Origin of the sequence: Corallococcus sp. bb12-1 (assembly GCF_026626765.1) — a bacterium.
GTDB classification, from domain to species: Bacteria; Myxococcota; Myxococcia; order Myxococcales; family Myxococcaceae; genus Corallococcus; species Corallococcus terminator.
The window spans coordinates 638,683-663,346 of record NZ_JAPNJZ010000007.1; the positions used below are offsets into that span (position 1 = coordinate 638,683).

At 72.4% G+C, this 24,664-nt stretch carries 7 protein-coding genes; 6 read left to right on the plus strand and 1 reads right to left on the minus strand.

The window, feature by feature from the left end; all coding sequences use genetic code 11:
* Positions 1–3: 3 nt before the first annotated feature.
* Positions 4–726 carry a B3/4 domain-containing protein gene (locus tag OV208_RS13180; protein ID WP_267574178.1) on the minus strand — a complete coding sequence of 241 codons (723 nt, stop codon included), beginning with the start codon at positions 724–726 and terminating at the stop codon, positions 4–6.
* A 266-nt stretch (positions 727–992) separates the two neighbouring features.
* Between OV208_RS13180 and OV208_RS13185 the strand changes: the two genes are divergently transcribed.
* From OV208_RS13185 to OV208_RS13210, 6 genes are read left to right on the plus strand one after another with little or no spacing between them, the layout of a single operon-like run.
* Entirely contained in the window at positions 993–2,009 is a 1,017-nt protein-coding gene (locus OV208_RS13185) for a fatty acid desaturase family protein (protein ID WP_267574179.1), read from the plus strand.
* Complete coding sequence (locus OV208_RS13190; protein WP_267574180.1) at positions 2,009–3,397, plus strand: iron-containing redox enzyme family protein; 1,389 nt, start codon at positions 2,009–2,011, stop codon at positions 3,395–3,397. Before OV208_RS13185 ends, OV208_RS13190 begins: the two co-directional genes overlap by 1 nt.
* Complete coding sequence (locus OV208_RS13195) at positions 3,394–3,711, plus strand: Rieske (2Fe-2S) protein (protein ID WP_267574181.1); 318 nt, start codon at positions 3,394–3,396, stop codon at positions 3,709–3,711. The genes OV208_RS13190 and OV208_RS13195 overlap by 4 nt, the downstream gene beginning before the upstream one ends.
* Before the next feature lie 30 nt (positions 3,712–3,741).
* Positions 3,742–13,281, plus strand: coding sequence for a non-ribosomal peptide synthetase (locus OV208_RS13200; protein ID WP_267574182.1), 9,540 nt, complete (start codon positions 3,742–3,744; stop codon positions 13,279–13,281).
* Positions 13,278–23,606, plus strand: a complete 10,329-nt coding sequence (locus tag OV208_RS13205; protein WP_267574183.1) for a non-ribosomal peptide synthetase — start codon at positions 13,278–13,280, stop codon at positions 23,604–23,606. The genes OV208_RS13200 and OV208_RS13205 overlap by 4 nt, the downstream gene beginning before the upstream one ends.
* Entirely contained in the window at positions 23,603–24,649 is a 1,047-nt protein-coding gene (locus OV208_RS13210; RefSeq protein ID WP_267574184.1) for an aspartyl/asparaginyl beta-hydroxylase domain-containing protein, read from the plus strand. Before OV208_RS13205 ends, OV208_RS13210 begins: the two co-directional genes overlap by 4 nt.
* Positions 24,650–24,664: the final 15 nt, after the last annotated feature.

Sequence of the window (24,664 nt, forward strand, 5' to 3'; positions counted from 1 at the left end):
ACGTCACTTCGTCGGCAGCTCGACTTCGCGCCCCTGCTGGAGGTCGAGCAGGCCGGTGGTGGTGGCGCCTCCACAGTGCTGGCGGATCTTTTCGCCAATCTGCTCCACCAGCCGCAGCAGCTCCTCCGTCTTCACCGCGGAGGAGGGCGCTTCCGCGAACAGGATGATGTCCCGCGAGGTCGTCTCCACCTTCGCGAAGTCACAATCCCGGAAGTTCCACCGGCGGGTGAGGACGCGCGCGTCGTCCGCGTAGACGACCTCGCCGGGGCTGGTGGCTTCGGGCTCCGGGCTGCCAATGCCGGTGAAGGACTCGTTGCCCGGTGACAGGCGCAGGCGCAGGTCGCCCTGGAGGCGGCCAAGGTCATAGCCGCCGACGGGAAGCAGGAAGAAGAGCTCCTGCAGCAGGTAGGCGTTGACGGCCCGGCTGATCCACGGGACCGGGTGGCCATTCACCACGCGTCGCAGCAGGGCTTCCGCGCTGGGGCGGAACTTCTTCGGGTTGACGCCGAAGCGCTGGTAGGCGTCCTGCCAGGCGAGGATTCGCGTGTCCGCCGCCAGGGCTGCGAGGTCGGGGATCCGGGTGCGGAAATCCGACTCAGCAGCACGGATTTCAGCCTCCAGCCCTTCTGGTGGGTTGCCCGTGTTGTCCATTCCCCGCACCGCCACGAAGCTGATGCGGAGTTCGGGAAAACGCTGGGCCATCTCCTCGGAAACACTCAGGTGCATGGGCTTCTCCTGAAAAAAAGGCTGCTGCGTATCACCTCCGCACGCCCGACGGCCAGGGTTGGCGTGCAGTGCGTCAAAGCCAGACGCTGTCGGTTGCAACGGCCCGGTGATGTCAGAGGTCATTGTTACGGTGGCTCAATGACCAGATAGTGCCCGCGCCTTTTCCAAACCGTGGGTTTTGTTTTCCGAGCCGCTGTTGGACTGGGGGCGAGGGCCATGGGGGCCGGCCTCGCCTTGTCGTTTCAACAGGAATTGTTTTTTCCATCATGACGACCGAACCGCGCCAGACAGAAGGCATCGCGCCGAGCCCGGGGCTTGTCATGCCCAGGGGCAAGGAGGTCCGTGAGCTGCGGGAGTACCTCGTGGCCCAGGGACATGAGGAGCAGCTCACCGGGTTGGGTGTGCCTCGGCCTGCCCGCGCAATCCTGGAGGTCCTTGAAACCTGGGCGCTCATCCTTGGCGCCTGGGCCCTGTGTCTACATGTTTCATGGTTCCTGCTGCCGGTGGCCCTGGTGCTGGTGGGCTCGCGCCAGCGTGCGTTGGGGAACCGGCTGCATGATGCGGCTCACGGAAACATGTTGAAGGGAAGGGTGCTGAATCAGCGTGTCGCGGCGCTGGTGTGTGGCCTTCCGCTGTTCGAGGATTTCGAGACATACCGGAACGCGCACCTGCGACATCACGCGTATCTGGGGCACGCGGAGAAGGACCCTGACTATCTGTCGGTGCCCGAGGCCCCGGCGGGGCGTGTGCACAGCGCCTGGAGCCTTTACGTCTTCTTCGTGAAGGATGCGAGGCTTTGGCGGGACTCCGTCCTGGCGACGCTGTTCCGGGCGCCGGTGGCGCACCGGTGGCGGGTGCTGGCGTGGTGGACGGGGGTGCTGGGCGCGTTCGGGTTGCTGTTCGGCTGGGGCGCGGCCCTGTCCTTCGCGGGACTGTGGTTGCTGTCCAAGATGACCGCGTATCACCTGATCAAAATCTTCGCGGAGATCTCCGACCACATCGGGCTCGAGGCCGGGACGGTGCTCGGCTACACGCGCAACCACCCCAGCAACTGGGTGTCGTTCTTCCTGCATCCGCACCACGACAACTACCACGTCACGCATCACCTCTTTCCCCGCATCCCGCTAGCGAACCTGCCGCGCATGCACCAGCTCCTCCTGCCCGTGTCGCAGTACGCGGAGGCGCACCACTGTGAGCGCTACTTCCGCGGGCCGCGCTCGCTGGTGAAGAGCTGGCTCCACTTCCAGACCGAGCGCGCGCCGCTCGACGTCGAGCCTTCGTGATGCCCTCCACCTTGTTGGACACGCAGCGGTTGATCTCCACCGGAGCCCTGGCCCCCCTGTGGGAGGGGCTCCAGGCGGCCCGCCCGTATGGGCCCAGCCAGCAGTGGGTGCTGGACAGTCCCTACCTGCGCCCGACGGCGCTCGCGGGGCTGTCGCTGGGCTCGCTGGAGGAGCCGGTGCGCCCAGGCTCCCTCTTCACGCACCGCTCGCTGTCGCTCAACCGGCTGCTCTTCAACGCGTACGAGCAGAACAACCTCTACCTGCCGGTGGCGGCCTTCACAGAGGCGGAGCACCGGGCGTTCCACGACTTCTACGATCCGAGCTTCATGGCGGCGAACGCGATGCTCCGTCCGGCGCTGGAGCGCACCTGCTTCGAGTTCCTCTCCGAAGACATCAGCGTGGACGGTCCATGGACGCTTTCGCACCTGGAGGAGTACTGCCAGGAGCTGCTGACGCGCTACGAGGCCGCGCCCAGCGAGGTGTGCCGCCGGGTGGAGGCCTCCGCCGCGCCGGACCTGGCGGCGAAGCTCTTCATCCTCCAGGTGGCCCCGGACTTCCTGTCGGAGGCGTCGCAGATGGCGCGGGCGCTGCCGGGCAACTTCGGTCCGGCGCATTCGGAGTTGATGAAGATCTTCATCGACGAGTTCGGGTACGGGGTGCACCCGCACAAGCACTCGACGCTGTTCGAGCGGCTGCTGGAGTCGCTGGGCCTGAGCAGCGGGGTTCACGCGTACTACCACTGGTACCTGCCCAGCTCGCTGCTGATGACCAGCTACTTCCACTGGGTCACCAGCCACAAGCCGCGCTGGTTCGAGTACGTGGGCGCGCTCTGGTGGATTGAAGCGGTGGTGCCGCACTTCAACCGCCAGTTCAGCAAGAGCCTCAAGAAGGTGTTCGGCCGGGAGGGCGTGGACACGCTCTACTTCGACGAGCACGTGGGCATCGACCTGCATCACCGGAGGATGGCGCTCGACAAGCTCATCCGGCCGCTGGTGCAGCGCTATGGCGAGGCCATCATCCCGGAGATGGTGCGCGGCATCGAGGCCAGCCGGCTCCTGGGAGATCTGGCGGAGCGGGACTACTTCGAGCAGCTCGACTTCTGCGAGGCGCTGCACACGGGCCGGGCGGTGCGTGCCACGGCGGTGGATGCATCCCTGGCCACGGCCCGGGCGGCGGGTTTCTTCCTGGAGCCGGACGTGCGCGACGAGGAGTCGCTGCTCGCGGTGACGGCGGGCACGGTGGAGGTGGATGCCGGCTACCTGAAGCCCCGGGTGCTCCGCGCGGGTGAGGCCGTCGTCGTGCCCGCCGGGCGCATGGTGGGGGCGCGCGTGGTGGGGGAGGGCGCCTCGCTGTGGGTGGGGCCGAGCCGGGAGGCGGGCTCGCGATGATGTTGGAACTGGAGGCGCGGCACTGGAGCCAGGTGCGCGTGGCGGACGAGCGCTACCTCTGCCTTCGTCTGGAAACGCGCTGGAGCGTCATCCTGGACCGCTGCAAGCACAAGGGCGGACCGCTCAGCAAGGGCACCTGGGACGAGGCGGCCCAGGGCATCCGCTGCCCGTGGCACGACCTCCTCAATTCGCCCCGGGATCTGGCGCGTCGGCAGGTGCCGTCGGTCCGCGTGGGGGCGGTGATCCGCTTCCTCGTGCCCGACCCTGACGCGTCCCCGGAAGACCCGGCGCGTCGCGCCCCGGTCGCTTCGTAAACCCTTCTCGCTCTTCACGGCGGACACGTCATGGCCCAGGTCATTCCCATTCCGCGCGCTCAGGTGGAGCCCTCTTTGGGGGCGGACGCCGAGGGCTTCCAGCCGCTCAGCCACGCGCAGCAGCGCATCTGGCTGATGGAGCAGCTCCACCCGGGCACGGCCTTCGCGAACCTGGGCGGGCTTCTGCTGGTGCGCGGGCCGGTGCGGTTGGACTTGCTGGCGCAGGCGCTGGAGCGCTTCGCCCGGAGCACGGAGGCCCTGCGGCTGGAGCTGCGCGTCGAGGCAGGGCAGGCCCGGCAGCGTCTGGGCAACGCGCCGTCGCCCCGCGTGGAGCAGGTGGACTTCTCCCAGGACGCGGACCCGAGCGCCGCCGCCGAGGCCTGGTGCATGGAGCGCGTGCGGACGCCGTTCGCGCTGCCGGGAGGGCCGCTGTACCGGCTGGCGGTGGTGAAGCTGGGGGACGGGCGCGGGGGCTACTTCGCCTGCGTGCACCATCTGGTGGGGGATGGGTTCTCCCTGGGGCTGCTGGTCCGGGCCGTGGGCCGCCACTACGCGGCGCTCGTGGCGGGTGGGGACGCGGAGTCGGAGTCGGAGCCGTCCTACCTGCGGTACGTGGCGCGGGAGCGGGACTACCTTGCGTCGGCTGAAAGCGAACAGCACCGCCGCCAGTGGCAGGAGCTGCTGGGGGGCCGGGAGGCGGGGGGGCTGCTGCGCGCGGTGGGCACGCCCTTCGACGACACGCGCGCCGTTCGCCACACCTTCTCGCTGGACGCGGAGCAGACGCGGGCGGTGGGCCGGGTGGCGCAGCACGCGGAGAGCACGGTGCCCCGGCTGTTCGCCGCGCTCACGGGCCTCTTCGTGTCCCGGCTGACGGGGCAGCGCGACACGTGCCTGGGGACGTTCGTCCACGGCCGCGCCGCGCGGGAGGACCTGCTCACCTTCGGGATGATGGTGGGCACCGTGCCGGTGCGCTTCGACGTGGACGGCGCTGCTTCCTTCGCGTCGCTCCTGCGCTCCGTGGGCGTGGCGCAACAGCGCTCGCTGCGGGGCCAGCGCTATCCGTTCGACCTGCTCGCGCAGCAGCTGCGCGCCGGGGGGCTGGAGGGGCCGCCCCTCTTCGACGTGCTCGTCTCCTTCCAGAACGGACGCTTCGACGCGCAGTTGGGCGGCCACCCGGTGGACGTCACCTGGCTCTTCAATGGGCATGAGGCGCATTCGCTCGCGGTGCACGTCAGCGACCGGCTGGGGCAGGGCCAGCTCACGGTGGACCTGGACTTCCGGCGGAGCGCCTTCCCCCCAGAGGGACCGGCCGCGCTGGCGGAGTCCTTCCGGCGACTGCTGGGCGAGGTGCTGGGCGAGGACGGCGCGCGCCCCGTGGGCCGGCTGTCCCTGGTGGGCCCGGCGCAGGCGGAGCAGCTCGCCGCGTGGAACCCGGAGCCCCGGCCGTTTCCGCGCGAGCGTTCCGTGGCCGCGCTGCTGGCGGAGCAGGCCGCGCGCGTGCCTGGAGCCGTGGCCGTGCGGGATGGGGACGTGGGTGTCACCTACGCGGAGCTGGAAGCGCGCTCGGCGCGGGTGGCGGCGGCGCTGAGCATCCGGGGCGTGGGGCCGGGTGCGGTGGTGGGGCTCCTGACGGACCGGACGGTGGAATTGCTCGTGGGCCTCAAGGGCATCCTGCTCGCGGGCGCCGCCTACCTGCCGCTGGATGGGCAGCAGCCCCGGGAGCGGCTGACGATGTTGCTGGAGGACGCGGGCGTGCGCCACGTCGTGGTGGACGCGGGGGGCGCGCGGACGCTGGACGGGCTGGCGGTGGAGGCGGTGTCCGTGGAGGGCACGGCGTCGGGCTCGGAGGCGTTCGTCGTGGGCACGGTGGTGCTTCCGGAGGCCCGACCCGAGGACGTGGCCTACGTGCTCTACACGTCGGGTTCGACGGGCCGCCCCAAGGGCGTGCAGGTGCCCCTCCGGGCGGTGAGCAACTTCCTCGCGGCGATGGTGGACGCGCTGCCGCTGGAGGGCGAGCGGCTGCGCTTCCTGTGCACCACGACGGCGACGTTCGACATCTTCGCGCTGGAGACCCTGCTGCCGCTGTGGCTGGGGCACGAGGTGGTGCTGGCCGACGAGGCGTCCCAGCGCGCACCGGAGCGGCTGGGGGCTCGCATCCAGGAGACGGGCTGCCACGTGGTGCAGCTCACGCCGTCGCGCCTCCAGTTGTTGCTGGAGGACCCCGTGGGGCGGGCCGCCCTGGCGGGGGTGCGGCTGTTGCTCGTGGGCGGCGAACCGCTGCCGGCGCACCTGCTGGCGCGCGCGCGGACGCTCACCTCCGCGCGCATCTTCAACCTGTACGGGCCCACGGAGACCACGGTCTGGTCGACGGTGAGCGAGGTGACGGACAAGGTCGCCGTGGACGTGGGGCGGCCGGTCCTCAACACCCAGGTGCTGGTGCTGGACGCGGCGGGGGAGCTGCTGCCTCCGGGCGTCGTGGGCGAGCTGTGCATCGCGGGCGAGGGGCTGGCCCGGGGCTACCTGGGGCGGCCGGAGCTGACGGCGGAGCGCTTCGTGTCGTCCGCGCTGGCGCGGGGCGGGCGGATGTACCGCACCGGCGACCGCGCCCGGTGGCTGCCTTCCGGCGAGCTGGAGCACCACGGGCGCGGCGATCTCCAGGTGAAGCTGCGCGGTCACCGCATCGAGCCCGGTGAAATCGAAGCGTGTCTGGTGACGTCGGGCCTGGCGTCGGCCGCGGCGGTGGTGGTGCGCATGGATGCGGTCGCGGGGCCGGTGCTCGCGGCGTTCTACGTGCCGCGCGAGCCTTCGCGTCCGCCGCGCGAGGTCCTGTCGCGGCTGCTTCCGGCCGCCCTGGTGCCGGCGCACTTCGTCCCGCTGACCGCGCTCCCCACGCTGCCCAGCGGCAAGGTGGACCGCAACGCGCTGGTGCTGAAGCCCGGACAGGGACTGGAGGACGCTCCGAGCGTCGCGCCCGCCACGCCGACCGAGGTCCAGCTGTTGCCGCTCTTCCAGCAGGTGCTGGGCGCGGAGGGCCTGGGCGTGACGGACTCCTTCCTTGAGCGGGGAGGGCACTCGCTGCTCGCGGTGCGGCTGGCGCACCGGGTGACGGAAGCGACGGGGCGTCGGGTGTCGTTGGTGGACGTGTTCCAGGCGCCCACGGTGCGTGCGCTCGCGGAGCGCGTGGACGCCGCGGCGCCGGCGTGGGCTCCGCTGCCCCAGGTCGCGGATGCCGGGCATTACCCCGTCCTGGCGGCGCAGGCACAGCTCTACGTGCTCCAGGCCCAGGCCGGCGCGGACGACCCGCGCTACCACATGACGGGCGCGCTGGCGCTGACGGGCGCTGTGGACGCGGGCCGGTTGGAGGAGGCGCTGGGTGCGCTGGTGCGGCGGCATGAGGCGTTCCGCACGTCCTTCGTGTGGGTGGATGGGGAGGTGCGGCAGCGCGTGGCCGCGTCGGTGCCCTTCCGGTTGGAGCGCCAGGTGTCCGGCGAGGACGTGCCTTCGCTGGCGCGCGCCTTCGCGCGACCGTTCGACCTCGCGACGGCGCCGCTGTTCCGGGCGGCGCTGGTGGAGCGCGAGGCCGCACCCGCGCTGCTGCTCGTGGACCTGCACCACCTCATCTCCGACGCGGCGTCGGTGGAGGTCGTGCTCCGGGAGCTGGTGGCGCTTTACGCCGGAGCGTCCCTGCCGCCCCCGGGCCCCGGGCCCCGGGTCGCCGCCGCGTGGCAGCGGGAGCGTCTGGCGTCTCCGGAATCGAGCGCCCAGGCCGCGCACTGGCGGCGGGTGCTCACGCCGCCGCCCCCGCCGCTGGACCTCCCCTCCGACGGGCCGCGCACCCAGGCCGCCTCGCTGGAGGCCGATGCCCGGACCGTGGCGTTGTCCCCGGAGCTCACGGCGCGGCTGGGGGCGTTGTGCCAGCGCCAGGGGACCACGCTGTTCAACGGACTGCTGGCGGCCTTCGCGGTGCTGCTCTCACGCCATGGCGCCACCCGCGACGTGGCGGTGGGCGTGCCGGTGCTCGGCCGCGGACACCCGGAGCTGCGGGACGCGGTGGGCCTGTTCATGGACACGGTGGTGCTGCGCAACGCCGTCCGCGAGGAGGAGTCCGCCCTCGCGTTCCTGTCGCGAGTCTCCCGCACCTCGCAGGAGGCGCTCGCGAACCAGGAGCTGCCGTTCTCCCACGTCGCGGCGCAGGCCCAGGAGGGCGCCGGCACCGCGCGGGGGGCGCTGTTCGACGTGCTGTTCAGCCTGGAGGAGGAGGGCCCGGCGGTGCTGGACACCGGGTCGGGCCTGGGCCTGGAGCGGCTGGAGGCGCCCCTGCCCACGTCCAAGGTGGAGCTGACGCTCACGGCGCGGGTGACCGGGGGCGGACCCCTGCTGCTGGAGTGGAGCTTCCGCCGCGCCCTCTTCTCCGCCGCCCGCATCGAGCGGCTCGCTCGGCGCTACGTGTGCCTGCTGGAGGCGCTGGTGGAGCGTCCCCAGGCGGCCCTGCGCGAGCTGTCCCTGTTTCCTCCCGACGAGGACGCGCGGTTGCGCGCGGGCTTCAACGTCGCGCATCACGAGCACGCGTCGCACCGGACGGTGGGGGAGCTCTTCGCGGACCAGGCGGCACTCCACCCGGAGGCGCTGGCCGTGTGGCACGAAGGCCAGGGGCTGACGTACCGGGAGCTGGATGCGCGCAGCAACGTGCTGGCGCGGCTGCTGCGGGGGATGGGCGTCGGGCGCGAGGCGGTGGTGGCGGTGCTCTCGCGGCCGTGCGTGGAGATGGTGGTGGGCATCCTCGCGGTGGTGAAGGCGGGCGGCGCGTGGCTGCCCCTGGACCCCGCGCACCCGCCGGAGCGCACGGCGCTGTTGCTGAAGGACGCGGGCGCGCGCTGGCTGCTGGAGGACGAGGCGCACCCGGCCGTGCACTTCGAAGGGACGCGGTGCGTCCTGGGCAGGGTGGAGGCGGAGGGCGGGGACGACGCGCCGCTGCCCGGCGTGAGCGGGCCCGGAGACCTGCTGTACGTCATCTACACGTCGGGGACCACGGGCGCGCCCAAGGGCGTGATGATGGAGCACCGGGCGCTGAGCAATCAGGTGCACTGGCTGCGGCGGATGTTCTCCCCGGCCGGAAGCCTGCGGCACATGCTGCTGGTGTCCCCCGCGGTGGACGTGTCCGTGCACCAGCTCTTCCTGCCGTTGATGCGGGGCGACGCGCTCTTCCTGCCCACGTACGACACGCTGGTGTCGCCGGAGGCGCTCCACGCCTACGTCGTGGAGCACCGCATCGACGTGGTGGACTCGGTGCCCGCGCTGCTCAAGGGGCTGCTGGAGCTGGGCAGCGCGCAGCGGAAGCTGAAGGTCCCCTATCTCTGCTTCGGCGGGGACGTGCTGGGCGCGAGCGTGGTGGAGCTGGTGGAGCGTCACGCGGACATCTCCACCCTGGTCAACTACTACGGGCCCACCGAGGCGTGCCTCAACACCACGGCGCTCTTCACCCGCGACTGGCGGCGGTACACGCAGGTCCCCATCGGGGTGCCGGTGGACAACTACCGGGTGTACCTGGTGGACGCGCACCTCAACCTCGTGCCGCCGGGAACGCCCGGGGAGCTGTGCGTGGGCGGCGTGGGACTGGCGCGCGGCTACCTCGGGCGCCCGGACCTGACCGCGGAGCGCTTCGTGCCCAACCCCTTCGCACCGGGCGAGCGCATGTACCGCACGGGCGACCTCGCTCGCTGGCTGCCGGACGGACAGGTGGACTTCCTGGGCCGCGTGGATCAGCAGGTGAAGATCCGCGGCTTCCGCGTGGAGACGGGGGAGGTGGAGGTCGTCCTCAGCCGGCTGCCCGACGTGGCGGACTGCGTGGTGGCGGCGCTGGATGACGGTCGTGACGGCAAGCGGCTGGCGGCGTTCGTGGTGCCGCGCACGGGCACCCGGCTGGAGCTGGGGACCCTGCGCGAGGCCCTCAAGGCGAAGCTGCCCGCGTACATGGTGCCGTCGCTGCTGGTGCCCTTGGACGCGCTGCCGGTGACGGTGAGCGGCAAGGTGGATCGCAAGGCGCTCGCGGCGCTCGTGGCCTCGCAGGACGCGTCGCCGGTGGAGGCCTCGCGGCCGCTCACGGAGTCCGAGCTGCGGGTGGCCCGCATCTGGTCCCAGGTGCTGGGGACCTCCGTCACGCGGCCCTCGGAGGACTTCTTCGACCTGGGGGGACACTCCCTGCTCGCGACCCAGGTGTCGTCGCGGCTGCGCGCGGAGCTGGGCGTGGAGGCGCCGCTGCGGCTGTTGTTCGCGCACCCGGTGCTGGAGGACTTCGCGCGGGCGCTGGCGTCGGGAGGCATGCTCTGCGTGGCGGAGGAGCGCATTCCCGTGGTGCCGCGAACCGGGCCGCTGCCCACGTCGTCCGCGCAGCAGCGCCTGTGGTTCCTGGATCAACTGGAGCCGGGCAGCCCCCTCTACACCATCGCGGGCGCGGTCCGGCTGGAGGGGCGCCTGGACGAGGGCGCGCTGGACGGCGCGTTCCGCCAGCTCGTGGCCCGTCACGAAGCGCTGCGCACCACGTTCGCGGTGCAGGACGGCCAATGCGTCCAGGTCATCCACCCGACGATGGACTTCACCCTGGAGCGGGAGGACGTGTCCGGGCCGCTGGACGAGGAAGCGTTGGCGCAGGCCGCGCGGCGGCCCTTCGACCTCGCCACGGGTTCGCTGTTGCGCGTGCGGCTGTATCGGCTGTCCGAGGAGCGGCACGTCGTGCTGGTGGCGATGCACCACATCGTCGCGGACGGGTGGTCCATCCAACTGCTCCTCCAGGAGCTGGCGCGCACCTACGCGGCCCGGGTGACGGGCGCGGCGGAGGCCCTGGCCCCGCTGCCCATCCAGTACGCGGACTACGCCGTCTGGCAGCGCGAGGGCGCCGGTGCGCGGACGCTGGCGGCGGACCTGGCCTTCTGGAAGGAGCACCTGGGGGAGCGCCCGCCGCCGCTGCGCCTGCCCACGGACCGGCCGCGTCCGGCGGTCCAGACGACCCGGGGCGCGCTGCTCTCCGGCGTGCTCCCGCTTGAACTGGCGCGGGCCCTGGAGGCGCAGGGACGCAGCGCAGGGCGCACGCTGTTCATGACGTTGCTGGCGGCCTTCCAGGCGCTGCTGCACCGCTACACCGGACAGCGCACCGTCATCGTGGGGACGCCCATCGCGAACCGCACCCGCCAGGAGGTGGAGGGGGTGCTGGGGTGCTTCGTCAACACGCTGGCGCTGCGCGCGGACGTGGATCCGGAGGAGCCCTTCGCGGTGTTCGCGGAGCGCGTGGGGCGCACCGTGCTCGCGGGCTACGCGCACCAGGCGCTGCCCTTCGACGTGCTGGTGGAGCGGCTTGGCGTTGAGCGGGACCTGAGCCAGTCCCCGCTGGTGCAGGTGCTCTTCGTGCTCCAGAACGCACCGGGCGGCGCGGTGGATCTGCCGGGGTTGCGGATGGAGTCCCGTGAGGTCTCCACGGCGACCGCGAAGTTCGACCTCTCGCTGGCGATGACCGAGGCGCCGGAGGGGCTGGAGTACACCTTCGAGTACAACACCGACCTCTTCGAGTCCGGGACGGTGGAGCGGCTGGCGCGCAGCTTCCAGGTGCTCCTCGGGGGATTGGTGGAGCGGCCGGAGGCGCGGCTGCGAGAGCTGCCGGTGCTGCCGCCGGAGGAGCGGCGTTTCCTCGACACGCTGAATGCGACGGCGGTGCCGATGGCGTGCGAACTCGCGCACGAACTGCTGGAGCGGCAGGCCCGGCTGCGGCCGGACGCGCCCGCGCTGGAGCACCGGGGCGTGGGGCTGAGTTTCCGGGAGTGGGACGCGCGGGCGAACCAGCTCGCGTGGGCGCTGCGTGAGCGCGGCGTGGGGCCGGAGAGCGTGGTGGCGCTCTGCCTGGAGCCGTCCCTGGAGCTGCTGGTGACGCTGATGGGCATCCTGAAGGCCGGGGCGGCATACCTGCCGTTGGATCCCGCCTATCCCCCCGAGCGGCTGGCGTTCATGTTGCGTGACTCGGGGGCACGGGTGCTCGTCACGCGTGAGCACCTGCTGGGCGCGACGTCCCCGCCGGAGGATGTGGAGTGTGTCCTCTGGGAGCGCGAGGCTGACGCCCTGGGGCGCCAGCCGGTGGAGGCGCCGCCGAAGGTCACCGGTCCGGACTCACTCGCGTACCTCATCTACACGTCGGGCTCCACGGGCGTGCCCAAGGCGGTGATGATCCCCCATGCCGCGCTGGTCAACTACAGCGACGCGGCGGCGTGCGTGTACGGGCTGATCCAGGAAGACCGCGCGCTGTTGCTGTCGTCCATCAGCTTCGACATGAGCGTGGAGCAGATCTTCCCCTGCCTCTTCGTGGGCGGGACGCTGGTCATCCGCGAGCCGGACACGCTGGATTCCGTCGCGGGCTTCACGGCGAAGGTGCACGCGTGGGGCATCCGGTATCTGAGCATGCCCGCCGCGCTCTGGGCGGAGCTGACCGCGGAGCTGGAGCGGGGGACGCTCACGCTGCCTCCGTCGGTGCGCGTGGTGGTGTCGGGCGGGGAGAAGATCCTCCCCTCGCGCGTGCAGGCGTGGATGCGCGTGGTGGGCCCGTCCGTGCGGATGTTCAACTCCTACGGCCCCACCGAGTGCACGGTCATCGGCACCTCGTGCGACCTGAACGCGTTGGATCCGGCCGTCCTGGAGACGCACGAGGTGCCCCTGGGCCTGCCCATCCCGAACATGCGCGCGCACGTGCTGGACGCGCACCTCCAGCCGGTGGCGCGGGGCGTGTCGGGCGAGGTCTTCATCGGAGGGGTGGGCGTGGGCCGGGGCTACTTCCGCCGGCCGGACCTGACGGCGGACCGGTTCATCCCGGATCCCTTCTCCCCAGTGCCCGGCGGCCGGCTGTACCGCACGGGTGACGTGGCCCGCCGACTGGAGAACGGCATGGTGGAGTACCTGGGGCGCAGCGACCACCAGGTGAAGATCCGCGGCTTCCGCATCGAGCTGGGGGAGATTGAAACCGCGCTCAGCGCGCACCCGGACGTCAAGGACGTGGTGGTGACGGTGCGCGAGGAGCCCCCGGCCGGCAAGCGGCTGGTGGTCTACGTCACGCCGCGCGCCGAGACGCGTCCGACGGGCACCACGCTGCGGGCGTTCCTCAAGAGCCGGTTGCCGGACTACATGGTCCCGGGCGCGTACGTGTGCCTGGACGCGCTGCCCATCGCACCGGGCGGCAAGGTGGACCGCGCCCGGCTGCCGGCCCCGGAGCGCGCGACGGAGGAGGAGTTCGTCGCGCCCGAAGGCGAGCTGGAGCTGGCGCTCGCGCGTGTGTTCTCGGACGTGCTCGCGGTGGCGCGGGTGGGGGCCACGGAGGACTTCTTCGCGCTGGGAGGACACTCGCTCCTGGCCACCCAGCTCGTGGCGCGGCTGCGCGACGCGCTGGGCGTGGAGGTGCCGCTGCGCCAGGTGTTCGAGCACCCGACGGTTTCGGCGCTGGCGAAGGTGGTGGCGGCCCTGCGCGACGCGGGCACTCCCGGTGTGGACGCGGAACGCATCGGCCGCGCTTCGCGGCAGGGACGGAAGGTCAAGCGGTGAGTGCCCTGGAGCAGACAGCGGTGGAACTGGAGGCCGACGAGGTCTTCGTCTTCCCGGCGTCGTCCGCGCAGCGGCGCCTGTGGTTCCTGGACCGGCTGGAGCCGGGCCTCGCGACCTACAACATGCCCTTCGCCCTGCGGCTGACGGGCGCGTTGCGAGAGGACGCGCTGGCCGCGAGCCTGGACGCGCTCGTGGAGCGCCACGAATCGCTGCGCACCGCGTTCGCGGAAGAGGGCGAGCAGGTGGTGCAGCTCATCCACCCGCCCCGGTCCGTGGCGTTGCGACGCGAGTCCCTGGTCGGGCTGCCCCCTGGTGAGCGAGAGGCCGCGCTGCGAGCCCTCTGCACCCGGGAGGCGGACGCACCCTTCAGTCTCACCGAGCCGGGGCTGTTGCGCGCGGTGCTCGTGGCGTTGGACGGCACCGAGCACGTCCTGTTGCTGGTGCTGCACCACATCATCTGCGACGGCTGGTCCGTGGGGGTGATGACCCACGAGCTGGCGGCGCTGTACGCCGCGCGGTGCGAAGGCAGGCCCCCCGCGTTGCCGGAGCCGGAGCTCCAGTACGTGGACTTCAGCGAGTGGCAGGAGGCGTGGCTTCACTCCGAGGCCCCGGGCCGCCACCTGGACTACTGGCGCGAACGGCTGGGCGGCGAGCTGCGTCCGCTGGAGCTGCCCGCGGATCATCCGCGTCCGGCCCGCTCCCTCCACCACGGCGCCACGCGCGCGTTCGCGCTGCCCCGTGCCCTGTCCGACGCGGTCCGTCGCTTCGGACAGGAGGAGGGCGTCACGCCCTTCATGACGCTGCTCGCGGCGTTCAGCGCGTTGCTCCACCGCTTCACGGGAGAGACGGACATCGTCGTGGGCACGGCCATCGCCGGCCGGCCCCGCCGGGAGCTGGAGGGGGTGGTGGGCTTCTTCGCCAACACCCTGGCCCTGCGGGTGTCACTCGCAGGGGCGCCGTCCTTCCGCGAGCTTGCGCGGCGGGTGAAGGCCGTGACGCTGGAGGCGTATGCGCATCAGGAGCTGCCCTTCGAGCAACTGGTGGAGGCGCTGATCCTGCCGCGCGACCTGGGCCGCAATCCGCTGTTCCAGGTGATGCTGGTGCTGGAGAACCTGCCCCCGGGCGAGTTCCAACTGCCCGGGCTGGTGCTGCGCCCGCTGGAGATCGAAAGCCACTCCGCGAAGTTCGACCTGACGCTCTCCCTGAAGGAGACGCCCGGAGGACTGGCCGGCCATCTGGAGTACAGCCGCGAACTCTTCGAGCCGGCCACGATGGACCGCTGGCTCGTCCACTTCGAGCGGCTCCTGGACATCGTGCTGGCGCGGCCCGCGGAGCGGCTGGACCTCCTGCCGCTGCTGCCTCCCTCGGAAGCGGCGCTGCTCCTGGAAACCTGGAGTCCCCCCGGGACCCTGCCGCGCGACGGCTCGCTGCTGCACACCCGCTTCGAGGCGCAGGCGCTGCGCACCCCGGACGCGGTGGCGGTGGCGGACGCCACGCGCGCGTGGACGTACGCGGAGGTGGAGCGCCGGGCCAACCGGCTCGCGCGGCACCTGGTGGGGCGAGGCGTGGGGCCGGAGGTGCGGGTGGGCGTGTGCCTGCGGCGCACGGTGGACCTGCCGGTGGTGCTGCTCGCCGTGCTCAAGGCCGGCGGTGCCTACGCGCCCCTGGATCCGAACTACCCCGCGCAGCGGCTGGCGTACCTGCTGGAGGACTCCGTGGCGGCGCTGGTCATCAGCGAGCGCGCGGTGCTGGGGGCCCTGCCAGAGGTTCGGCCCACGACGCTGGTGTTGGAGGACCTGGAGGAGCTGCTGCTGGACGAGTCCGAGGCCGCGCTCCTGCCCCGCGCCTGGCCGGAGGGGCTCGCGTACCTCATCTACACGTCGGGCTCCACGGGCCGGCCCAAGGGCGTGGCCATCGAGCACCGCAGCGCGGCGCTGCTGCTGACCTGGGCGCTGGACGTCTTTGCTCCCGCGTTGCTGGACGGGGTGCTCGCCGCCACGTCCGTCTGCTTCGACCTGTCCGTGTTCGAGATGTTCGTCCCCTGGGCGCACGGGGGCCGGGTGCTGGTGGTGGGCAGCGTGCTGGAGCTGCCCGGCTTCTCGCGGCGCGAAGAGGTGACGCTCGTCAACACGGTGCCCTCGGCCATGGCGGAGCTGCTGCGCGTGGGCGGACTGCCGCGTTCGGTGCGGGGCGTGAACCTCGCGGGCGAAGCGCTGCCCCGGCGCACCGTGGACGGGCTCTACGCGCTCGACCACGTGGAGCGCGTGTACAACCTCTACGGGCCTTCGGAGGACACCACCTATTCGACGTGGGAGCCGATTCCCCGGGACGAGGCGCGGGGTCCCACGATTGGCCGACCGCTGGAGAACACGCGCGCCTATGTGCTGGATGCTTCCTGGCGGCCGGTGCCGCTGGGCGTGCCGGGCGAGCTGTTCCTCGCGGGTGACGGCCTGGCGCGCGGCTACCTGTTGCGGCCGGACCTCTCCGCGGAGCGCTTCGTGCCGGATCCGTTCGGCCGCGAGCCCGGGGGCCGGATGTACCGGACCGGGGACAAGGTCCGTTGGCTGAGCGACGGTCGACTGGAGTATCTGGGCCGGCTGGACCATCAGGTGAAGGTCCGCGGCTACCGCATCGAGCTGGGTGAGGTGGAGGCCCGCCTGTTGGCCCTGCCGGACGTGGCGGACGCGCTCGTGATGGCCCGCGAGGACACCACCGGGGGACAGCAGCTCGCGGGCTTCGTCGTGCCCCGGGAGGGACGGACGCTGGGACCCGCGACCCTGCGCGCGGCGCTGCTGGAGCACCTGCCCGAATACATGGTGCCGTCCGTCTGGTCGGTGCTGCCGAAGCTGCCGCTGACGCCCAACGGCAAGGTGGACCGCGCGGCCCTGCGGACGGCAGCACTGGCTCAGGGCGCGGATGGAGCCGGGGCGCGGGCGCCTCGGACGGAGACGGAAGCGCGGCTGTGCACGCTGTGGGAGGAGTTGCTGGGCGTTCCGGTGCGGGACGTGCAACGGGGGTTCTTCGAACTGGGCGGGCACTCGCTGCTGGCGATGCGGCTGCGCTCCCGGATGGAGGCGCTCTTCGACGTGTCCCTGCCGCTGCGCGTCCTCTTCGAGGCGCCGACGGTGGAGGAGCTGGCGGCCCGGCTGGACGCGGCGCGCGGCCTCTTCCGACTGCCTCCGGTGGAGCCCCAGCCGCGTCACGCGCCGCTGCCCCTGTCCTCCGCGCAGCAGCGCCTGTACTTCCTGGAGCAGTTGGAGCCGGGCAGCGCGTTCTACACCATCGCCACGGCGCTCCGGCTCACGGGGGCGCTGGAGCCGGAGGCGCTGGAGCGGACCCTGCGCGCGCTGACGGTCCGCCACGAGGGACTGCGGGCACGCTTCGCGCTGAGGGACGGAGAGCCCGTCCAGTCCTTCGCGCCAGTGGACTTCGCGCTGGAGCGGGTGGATGCCTCCGGCCTGGAGCCGGACGCCCGGGAGTCGTGGGTGGTGGCGCGGGCCACGCGCTTCATCCGCGAGCCCTTCGCGCTGGAGCACGAGGCGCCGTTCCGCGCGCAGCTCTACACGGTGGGCGCACAGGAGCACTGGCTGGTGCTCGCCGTGCATCACCTCGTCGCCGACGGCGCCTCCATCCAGGTGCTGCTGCGCGACGCGGCCGCGCTCTATGCCGGGGAGCGCAGGGGCACTCCGGCCCTGCTGCCCGCGCTGCCGTACCAGCCCGCGGACCATGCCGTGTGGGAGCGGCGACTGTGGGCGGAGGACACGCTCGCGCCGCAGTTGGCGTACTGGGAGACGAAGCTGGCCGGACCGCTGCCGGTGCTGGAGCTGCCCGGGGACTTCCCGCGTCCCGCGCAGCGCTCGGACCGGGGCCGCACGCTCCACTTCGAACTGTCGCCGGCGCTCGCGGACGCGCTGCCCGCCCGGGCGCGCGCCTGGGATGTCACGCCCTTCATGCTCCTGCTCGCGGCGTTCCAGGCGGTGCTCGCCCGCCACACGCGCCAGGACGACATCCTCGTGGGCACGCCCATCGCGGGGCGGGACGTGGCTGGCAGCGAGTCGCTGGTGGGCTGCTTCATCAACACGCTCGTCCTGCGCACCGGGGTGGATCCGGCGGCGTCCTTCGAGTCGCTGGTGGCGCGCGTGAAGACCACCTGCGTGGAGGCGTTCAGCCACGCGGACCTGCCCTTCGACCGGCTGGTGCAGCACCTGCAACCGCCGCGCAGCACCGCGCACACGCCGCTGTTCCAGGCGATGTTCGTGCTCAACGCGCAGTTGGCGGGGCAGGGGGCCTTCGCGGACGTGGCGGTCGCGGAGGTGCCCCTGGAGTCGGGCACGTCCACCTTCGATCTCACCTTCACCGTGCTCCAGCGGGAGCAGGGGATGGGGGTGGCCATCGAGTACTCCACGGACCTGTTCGAGTCCGAGACCGTGGCGCGCTTGTTCGACGCGTACGAGGCGCTGCTCGCAGACGCGCTGGCTCGGCCCGGGGCCCGGCTGGACACCCTTCGCCTGATGTCCGTCGGGGCCCGTGCACGGTTGCTGTCAGAGCGGTCGCCTACGGTGCACGCCCTGTCAGGGGAGGCGACGGTGGTGTCCCGTTTCGAGGCGCAGGCGGCGCGCACGCCCGGTCGCACCGCGGTGGTGGCGGTGGACCGGACGCTGTCCTACGCGGAGCTGCGCGATGAGGCCTGGGCGCTCGCGGCGCGGCTGCGTGCGAGAGGCGTGGGGCGGGGGCACCGGGTGGGCGTGTGCCTGGAGCGGACGCACCGGCTGCCGGTGGCCCTGCTGGGCGTGCTGAAGGCGGGCGCGGCGTATGTGCCGCTGGATCCCCACTTCCCGCGCGAGCGGCTGGCGCTGATGGCGGAGGACGCGGGGTTGCGCCTCACGCTCACCGAGCAGGGCTGTGAAGCGCGCCTGGGCGCGGAGGCGGGCACCCTGTGGCGCCTGGACGCGCCGGAGTCGGACGGCCAGGACGCTGGCGATGGAGCCGGGCCGGGCCCGCTGGGACTGGACGAGGCGTACGTCCTCTACACGTCGGGTTCCACCGGCCGGCCCAAGGGCGTGAGCGTGCACCACGCGGCCCTGGAGAACTTCCTCGCCTCCATGGAGGAGGCCCCGGGGCTGTCCGGCGACGACGTGCTGGCGGCCGTCACCACGCTGTCCTTCGACATCGCGGGGCTGGAGCTGTACCTGCCGCTCCGGGTGGGCGCGCGCATCGAGCTGTGCACGCGGGACGAGGCCCAGGACGCGTCGAGGCTCGCGGAGCGACTGGAGCGCGCGGGCGCGACGGTGATGCAGGCCACTCCGACGGCGTGGCGGATGCTGCTGGAGGCGGGCTGGACGAACGCGCGGCGGATGACGGCGCTGTGCGGTGGCGAGCCCCTGCCGACCGATCTCGCCGCGCGGCTCGTCGCCACGGGCGGGGCGCTGTGGAACCTCTACGGCCCCACGGAGACCACGGTCTGGTCCACGGTGGAGCGCGTGCGGCCCGGGGAGGCGCGGCTGACGGTGGGGCGGCCCGTCCTCAACACGCCGGTGTACGTGCTGGACGCGCGCATGGAGCCGGTGCCTCCAGGCGTGTGCGGCGAGCTCTACATCGGGGGCGTGGGCGTGGCGCGGGGCTACGTGGGGCGCGCCGCGCTCACGGCCGAGCGCTTCGTGCCGGATCCCTTCAGCACCACGCCGGGCGCGCGGCTGTATGCGACGGGCGACGTGGGGTGCCTGCGCGCCGACGGGAGGCTGGAGGTGCGCGGGCGCGAGGACGCGCAGGTGAAGGTGCGAGGACACCGCATCGAACTGGGCGAGGTGGAGGCCGCGCTACGGAGTGTTCCCGAAGTGCGGGACGCGGCGGTCGCGGTGCGCGAGGCGGCGGCCGGCACGGCGCGGCTGGTGGGGTACGTGGTGGCCCGGTCCGGTGCGCGGTTGTCACCGGAGGGACTGCGCCAGGCGTTGGAGTCCCGGCTGCCGGCGTACATGGTTCCGTCCGCGTTCGTGGTGCTGGAGGCGCTGCCGACGACGCTGAACGGCAAGGTGGACCGCAAGGCGCTCCCGGAGCCGCCGGTGGAGCGCTCGACGGGGAGGGCACCGTCGGGTCCGCGGGAGCAGTGGGTGGCGCGCGTGTTCGCGGAGGTGCTCGCCCGCGCGTCGGTGAGCGCGGACGACAGCTTCTTCGCGCTGGGGGGAGATTCCGTCGCGGCCATGCGGCTCGTGTCCCGGCTGCGGCGCGAGGGCTTCGCGTCCTCGCCGAAGCAGCTCTTCGAGCACCCCACGGTGGCGGGGTTCGCCGAACAGTTGGTGGCGTTGGAGCCGGAACCCGCCGTGGCGCTTGCGTCCGGGGACGCCGTGCCCCTCACCTCCATGCAGCGGGGCATGCTCTTCCGGGCGTTGTTCTCGCCTGCGTCGCGCGACTACTTCGAACAGGTGGGCGGCATGCTGCCCGCGGACCTGGACGTGGTCGTGTTCCAGGAGGCGTGGAAGGCCGCGCTGGAGCGACACGCGGCGCTGCGCACGGTGTTCGTGCTGGACGGCGCCGGACCGCCAGCGCAGCGGATCCTCGAACGCTTCGAAGCCGACGCCTCGCCGCCGTGGACGGTGGTCGAAGGCGTGGGCGGGGCCGCGGTGTCCGACGCCGACTGGCTGCGCTTCCTGGAGGCGGACCTCCAGCGAGGCTTCCCGTTGACGCAGGGGCCGCTGCTCCGGCTGGCGGTGTCCCGGACGCCCTCGGGCCTCTGGCGATTCGCGCTGTCCTTCCACCACGCCATCCTGGATGGCTGGAGCCTGGGCCTGCTGCTCGCGGAAGTCGCGGAGCACCATGACGCCGTGCTCGCCGGGAGGACGCCCGTGTTCGCGGCGCCGCCGGACTTCCGCCACTTCGTGCACCACGAAGGGGCGCAGGACCTTGGCCCGGCGCGGGCGCTGTGGACGGAGGCGCTCCGGGGCTTCGACTCGCCCACGCCACTGCCCCATGGCGAGCGGGACCTCCCCGCGCGGTCCGGTGAGCCTCATTACGCCCGCCACGCGGTGGAGGTGGACGGCCGGGAGACGGAACGCCTCCAGGGCTTCTGCGCACGCCACGGATTGACGTTGAGCACGCTCGTCCAGGCCGCCTGGGGGCTCGTGCTCGCGCGGCACGCGGGGACGGCGGAGGCCGTGTTCGGCTCGCTTGTGTCGGGCCGCTCCGCGCCGGTCGAGCGCGTCACGGAGCTGGTGGGCCTGCTCGTCAACACGCTGCCGGTCCGCGTCCGCCTGACATCCGGGCAGCCCGTGCTGACGTGGCTGCGCGAACTGCAACGCCAGCAGGCAGAACTGCGCGAGCACGAACTCGTGCCGCTGGAGCAGATCCAACGTTGGAGCGAAGTGGGCGCCGGGCGGCTCCTCTTCGAAAGCGTGCTCGTGGTGGATCCCTGGCCCCTTCGTGGCGGCGAGCGGGGCGTCTTCGCTGGCGGGGTCGAGGAGCTGGGCCCGCCGCGCACGGGGTTCCCGCTGCACCTGGCCATCCACCCCGGCGCGTCGCTGGGACTCGCGCTCACCTACGACACGAATCGTCATGGCGAGGAGGCCGTGGCCCGGCTCGCGAGCAGCCTGCGCACGGTCCTCTCGGCGATGGTCGCGGGTCCGGAGTTGCCCGTGGGCCGGCTGTCCCTGCTGGGGGTGGAGGAGCGACAGGAACTCCTGCGCGCGTGGAATCCGACGACGCACGTCTTCGAGCACCCGTGCCCGCTGCACGTGCCGTTCGAACAGCAGGCCGCGCGCACGCCGTCGGCCATCGCCCTGGAAATGGAGGGGCGCTCGCTGACGTATGCGGAGCTCAACGCGCGGGCGAACCTCCTGGCGCACCGGCTGCGTGCGCAAGGCGTGGGACCGGAGGCGCTGGTGGGCGTCTTCCTGGAGCGCTCGCTCGACATGGTGGTGGGCCTGTACGGCATCCTCAAGGCGGGCGGGGCTTACCTGCCGCTGGAGCCGGCACTGCCGCCGGAGCGTCTGCGCCAGGTGGTGGAGGACGCGCGTCCCCAGGTGACGCTCACGAGCCGGGCCCTTTCGGAGCGGCTGCCCGAAGGCGCGGGCCTCGCGTGCGTGCTCGACGACGACGCGTGGACCGCCGGGTTGGAGCCCTCCGCCGCAGCGCGGCCTCCGCCGGATGGCGCGGGGCTGGAGCATCCCGCGTACTGCATCTTCACCTCGGGCTCGACGGGTCGGCCCAAGGGCGCGCTCGTCACCCATCGCGGCATCCACAACCGCATCGCCTGGATGCAGGACGCCTATGGGCTGGGGCCCGGGGACCGGGTACTCCAGAAGACGCCCTTCAGCTTCGACGTGTCCGTCTGGGAGTTCTTCTGGCCGCTCGCGGTGGGGGCGCGGCTGGTGGTGGCTCGCCCTGGTGGTCACCAGGATCCCGCCTACCTCGTGCGGACGCTGGCCGCCGAGCGCATCACCACGGTGCACTTCGTGCCGTCCATGCTCCAGTTCTTCCTGGAGGCACCGGGGCTGGAGTCGCTGGAGGCCCTGACGCGCGTCTTCTGCAGCGGCGAGGCACTTCCGGGCGTCCTCCAGCGCCGCGCGTTCGAACGGCTGCCCCGCGCCGCGCTCCACAATCTCTACGGCCCCACCGAGGCGTCCGTGGACGTGTCCCATTGGACGTGCCGGCCCGGCGACGCGCGGCCCACCGTGCCCATCGGGTTCCCCGTCTTCAACACGCGGATGCACGTGCTGGACGCGGACCTCAACCTGCTGCCCACCGGCGCGCTGGGAGAGCTGTACCTCGGCGGTGTGCAACTGGGGCGCGGCTACCTGAACCGGCCCGCCTTGACGGCCGAGCGCTTCATCCCCGACCCCTGCGCGGTGGAGCCGGGCGCGCGGCTGTACCGCACCGGGGACCTGGCGCGGCGGCTGGAGGACGGCTCGCTGGAATACGTGGGCCGGGTGGACAGCCAGGTGAAGGTGCGCGGCTTCCGCATCGAGCTGGGGGAAATCGAGGCGGTGCTGCTGGGCCTGCCCGAAGTGGCCGAGGCCGCGGTGGTGGTGCGCCAGGCTCCAGGTGGGGAGGCGTTGCTCGCCGCCTACGTCGCGCCCCGAGGAGTTGCCAGCCCGGACCAGGCCGACACCCTGCGCGTGGCGCTCGCGCGCGTGCTCCCCGAGTACATGGTGCCGGGCCGCTTCGCGGTGCTGGAGCGGCTGCCCCTCACGTCCAGCGGCAAGGTGGACCGCCGCGCGCTGCCGGCCCTGTCCGACGTGGCGCGCGACGCGGGCCGGGCTTTCGTCGCGCCTCGGACCGCGCGCGAGGCGGTGCTGGTGGAGCTGTTCGAGCGCGTGCTCGGCGTGACGGGCGTGGGGGCGACGAGCGACTTCTTCCAGCTCGGGGGCCACTCCATGCTCGTGCTGCGGTTGCTGGCGCGGATGGAGGCGGCCTTCGGGGTGCGGCTGCCGCTCGCCGCGCTGTTCCAGACGAGCACGGTGGAGGGGCTCGCCCGCGCCGTGGAGACGGCCGGGGGGGAGCAGGGCGTCCTGGTGCCCCTGGGCGGCGAAGGTGATGCGCCCCCGCTGTTCCTCGTCCACCCGGTGGGCGGCAACGTCCTGTGCTACCGCGCGCTGGGCGAAAGGCTGACGGGCCGGCGGCTCTACGCCTTCCAATCCCAGGGCGTCACGGGCGCCGCGCCGGACACGACGGTGGAGGCCATGGCCGCGCGGTACGTGCGCGAGCTGCGCCGGGTGCGACCGTCCGGCCCGTACCACCTCTTCGGCTGGTCCATGGGCGGCGTCATCGCCTTCGAGATGGCCCGCCAGCTCGATGCGGCGGGGCAGGTTGTCGCCGAGGTGTGCCTGCTGGACGCGACGCTGGAAGGATTCGAAGAGCCGCTCGGGCCCGGTGACGACGCGGCACTCCTGGGCGCCTTCGCGGTGGACCTGGGGTTGTCCGAAGGGGCCGTGGAATCGCTCGCGCCGGGCGCGAGCCTGCCGGAGCTGCTGCGGGCCGCGCGGGATGGCGGCGTGCTGCCCGAGGACGCGCCGCTGGAAACGCTGGAGCGCCTGTACGCGGTGTTCCGCGCCAATCTGGAAGCCCTGCACGCCTACCGCCCCGGGCCGTACGCGGGGACGCTGACCTTGCTGGCCGGGGCCGGGGGCGGCATCCGGGAGGCCACCTCGCTTGACTGGGGCTGGGCCCGCGTCGCGCAGGGCGGCGTGCGGACGCTGCTCGTCCCCGGCGACCACTACCAACTCTTGAAGCCGTCCCATGTGCGGGCGGTGGGCAACGCCCTCCAGTCGCTGCTCGAAGGCGACTTGACGCCCACCGCGCACGCTCCCACCCACGAAAGGAACCCAGGGCCATGAACTTCTACCCGAAGCACCTCTTCCCCTTCACGCAGGAGCTGGAAGCGAACTACCCGGCCATTCGCGCGGAGGCGGAGCGACAGATCGAAGCCCGGTTCAAGCCGTACGCCTATTCGGACGTGTACACGGCCGGGTGGACCACGTTGGACCTGCTGTACCACGACAACCGGTTGGACGTGCGCAACCGCCCGCGCTTCACCGTGTCCGACTGCGCGGATCCGCTCCAGCTCTTCACCGTGCTGCTGGGCGATCCGACCTCGTTCGAATCGGGCCTGCTCCAGGCCCGCCTGGGCGAGGAGACGATGCGCGAGCTGTCCACGTACACCTCGCCGCACGACTGCACGCCCTCGATGATCGACCGGCTGGTGGGCGGCATGAACGCGGTGGTGGCGGACGCCGGATTCTTCGTGGAGCACCAGCACCAGCTCACCCTGGACGAGCGTGCGCCCCGCTCGCGCGAGCGGCTGGCGAAGCTGCTGGTCGAGGGACGGCTCGTGCAGCGGGACGGTCGGTACGCGCTGGGAGAGATGGAGGACGACGAATCCCGGGACGCGCTGCGCTGGCTCCACGTCGCGGTGCTGGAGGAGGTCGTCTATCCCAGCTTCCTGAAGAAGGGCGGCGTCACCGAGTTCCGGGACGTGACGGACGCGTGCCCGGTGACGACGTCCATCGTGAAGAAGATCCCCGGCCTGCGCAGCGTGTGGTTCTCCTGCCTCGCGCCTGGCTCTCACATCATCGCCCACACGGGCAACGACGCCACGATGCTGCGCTGCCACCTGGGCCTCATCGTCCCGGGCGACGCGGTGATGGCCGTGGGGTCGCACCGCGTGTCGCCCAACGACTTCAAGGACGTGGATCGCTTCCTGCCGCTCCTGGCCGCGGGCAACGACAGCCTGCCCGCGCGGCTGTTGCGTGAGGCGCTGCCGGAGGCGGAGCTGCGCGCGCTCGGAGGCTTCTCTTCGCTCACGCGGACGGAGGATCGGGAAGGGGCCTGGAAGCTGTTGTGGGCCGTGGCGGAGGCCCTCAACACGCGCATCGAATAGCCGGGCTTCTGCCTG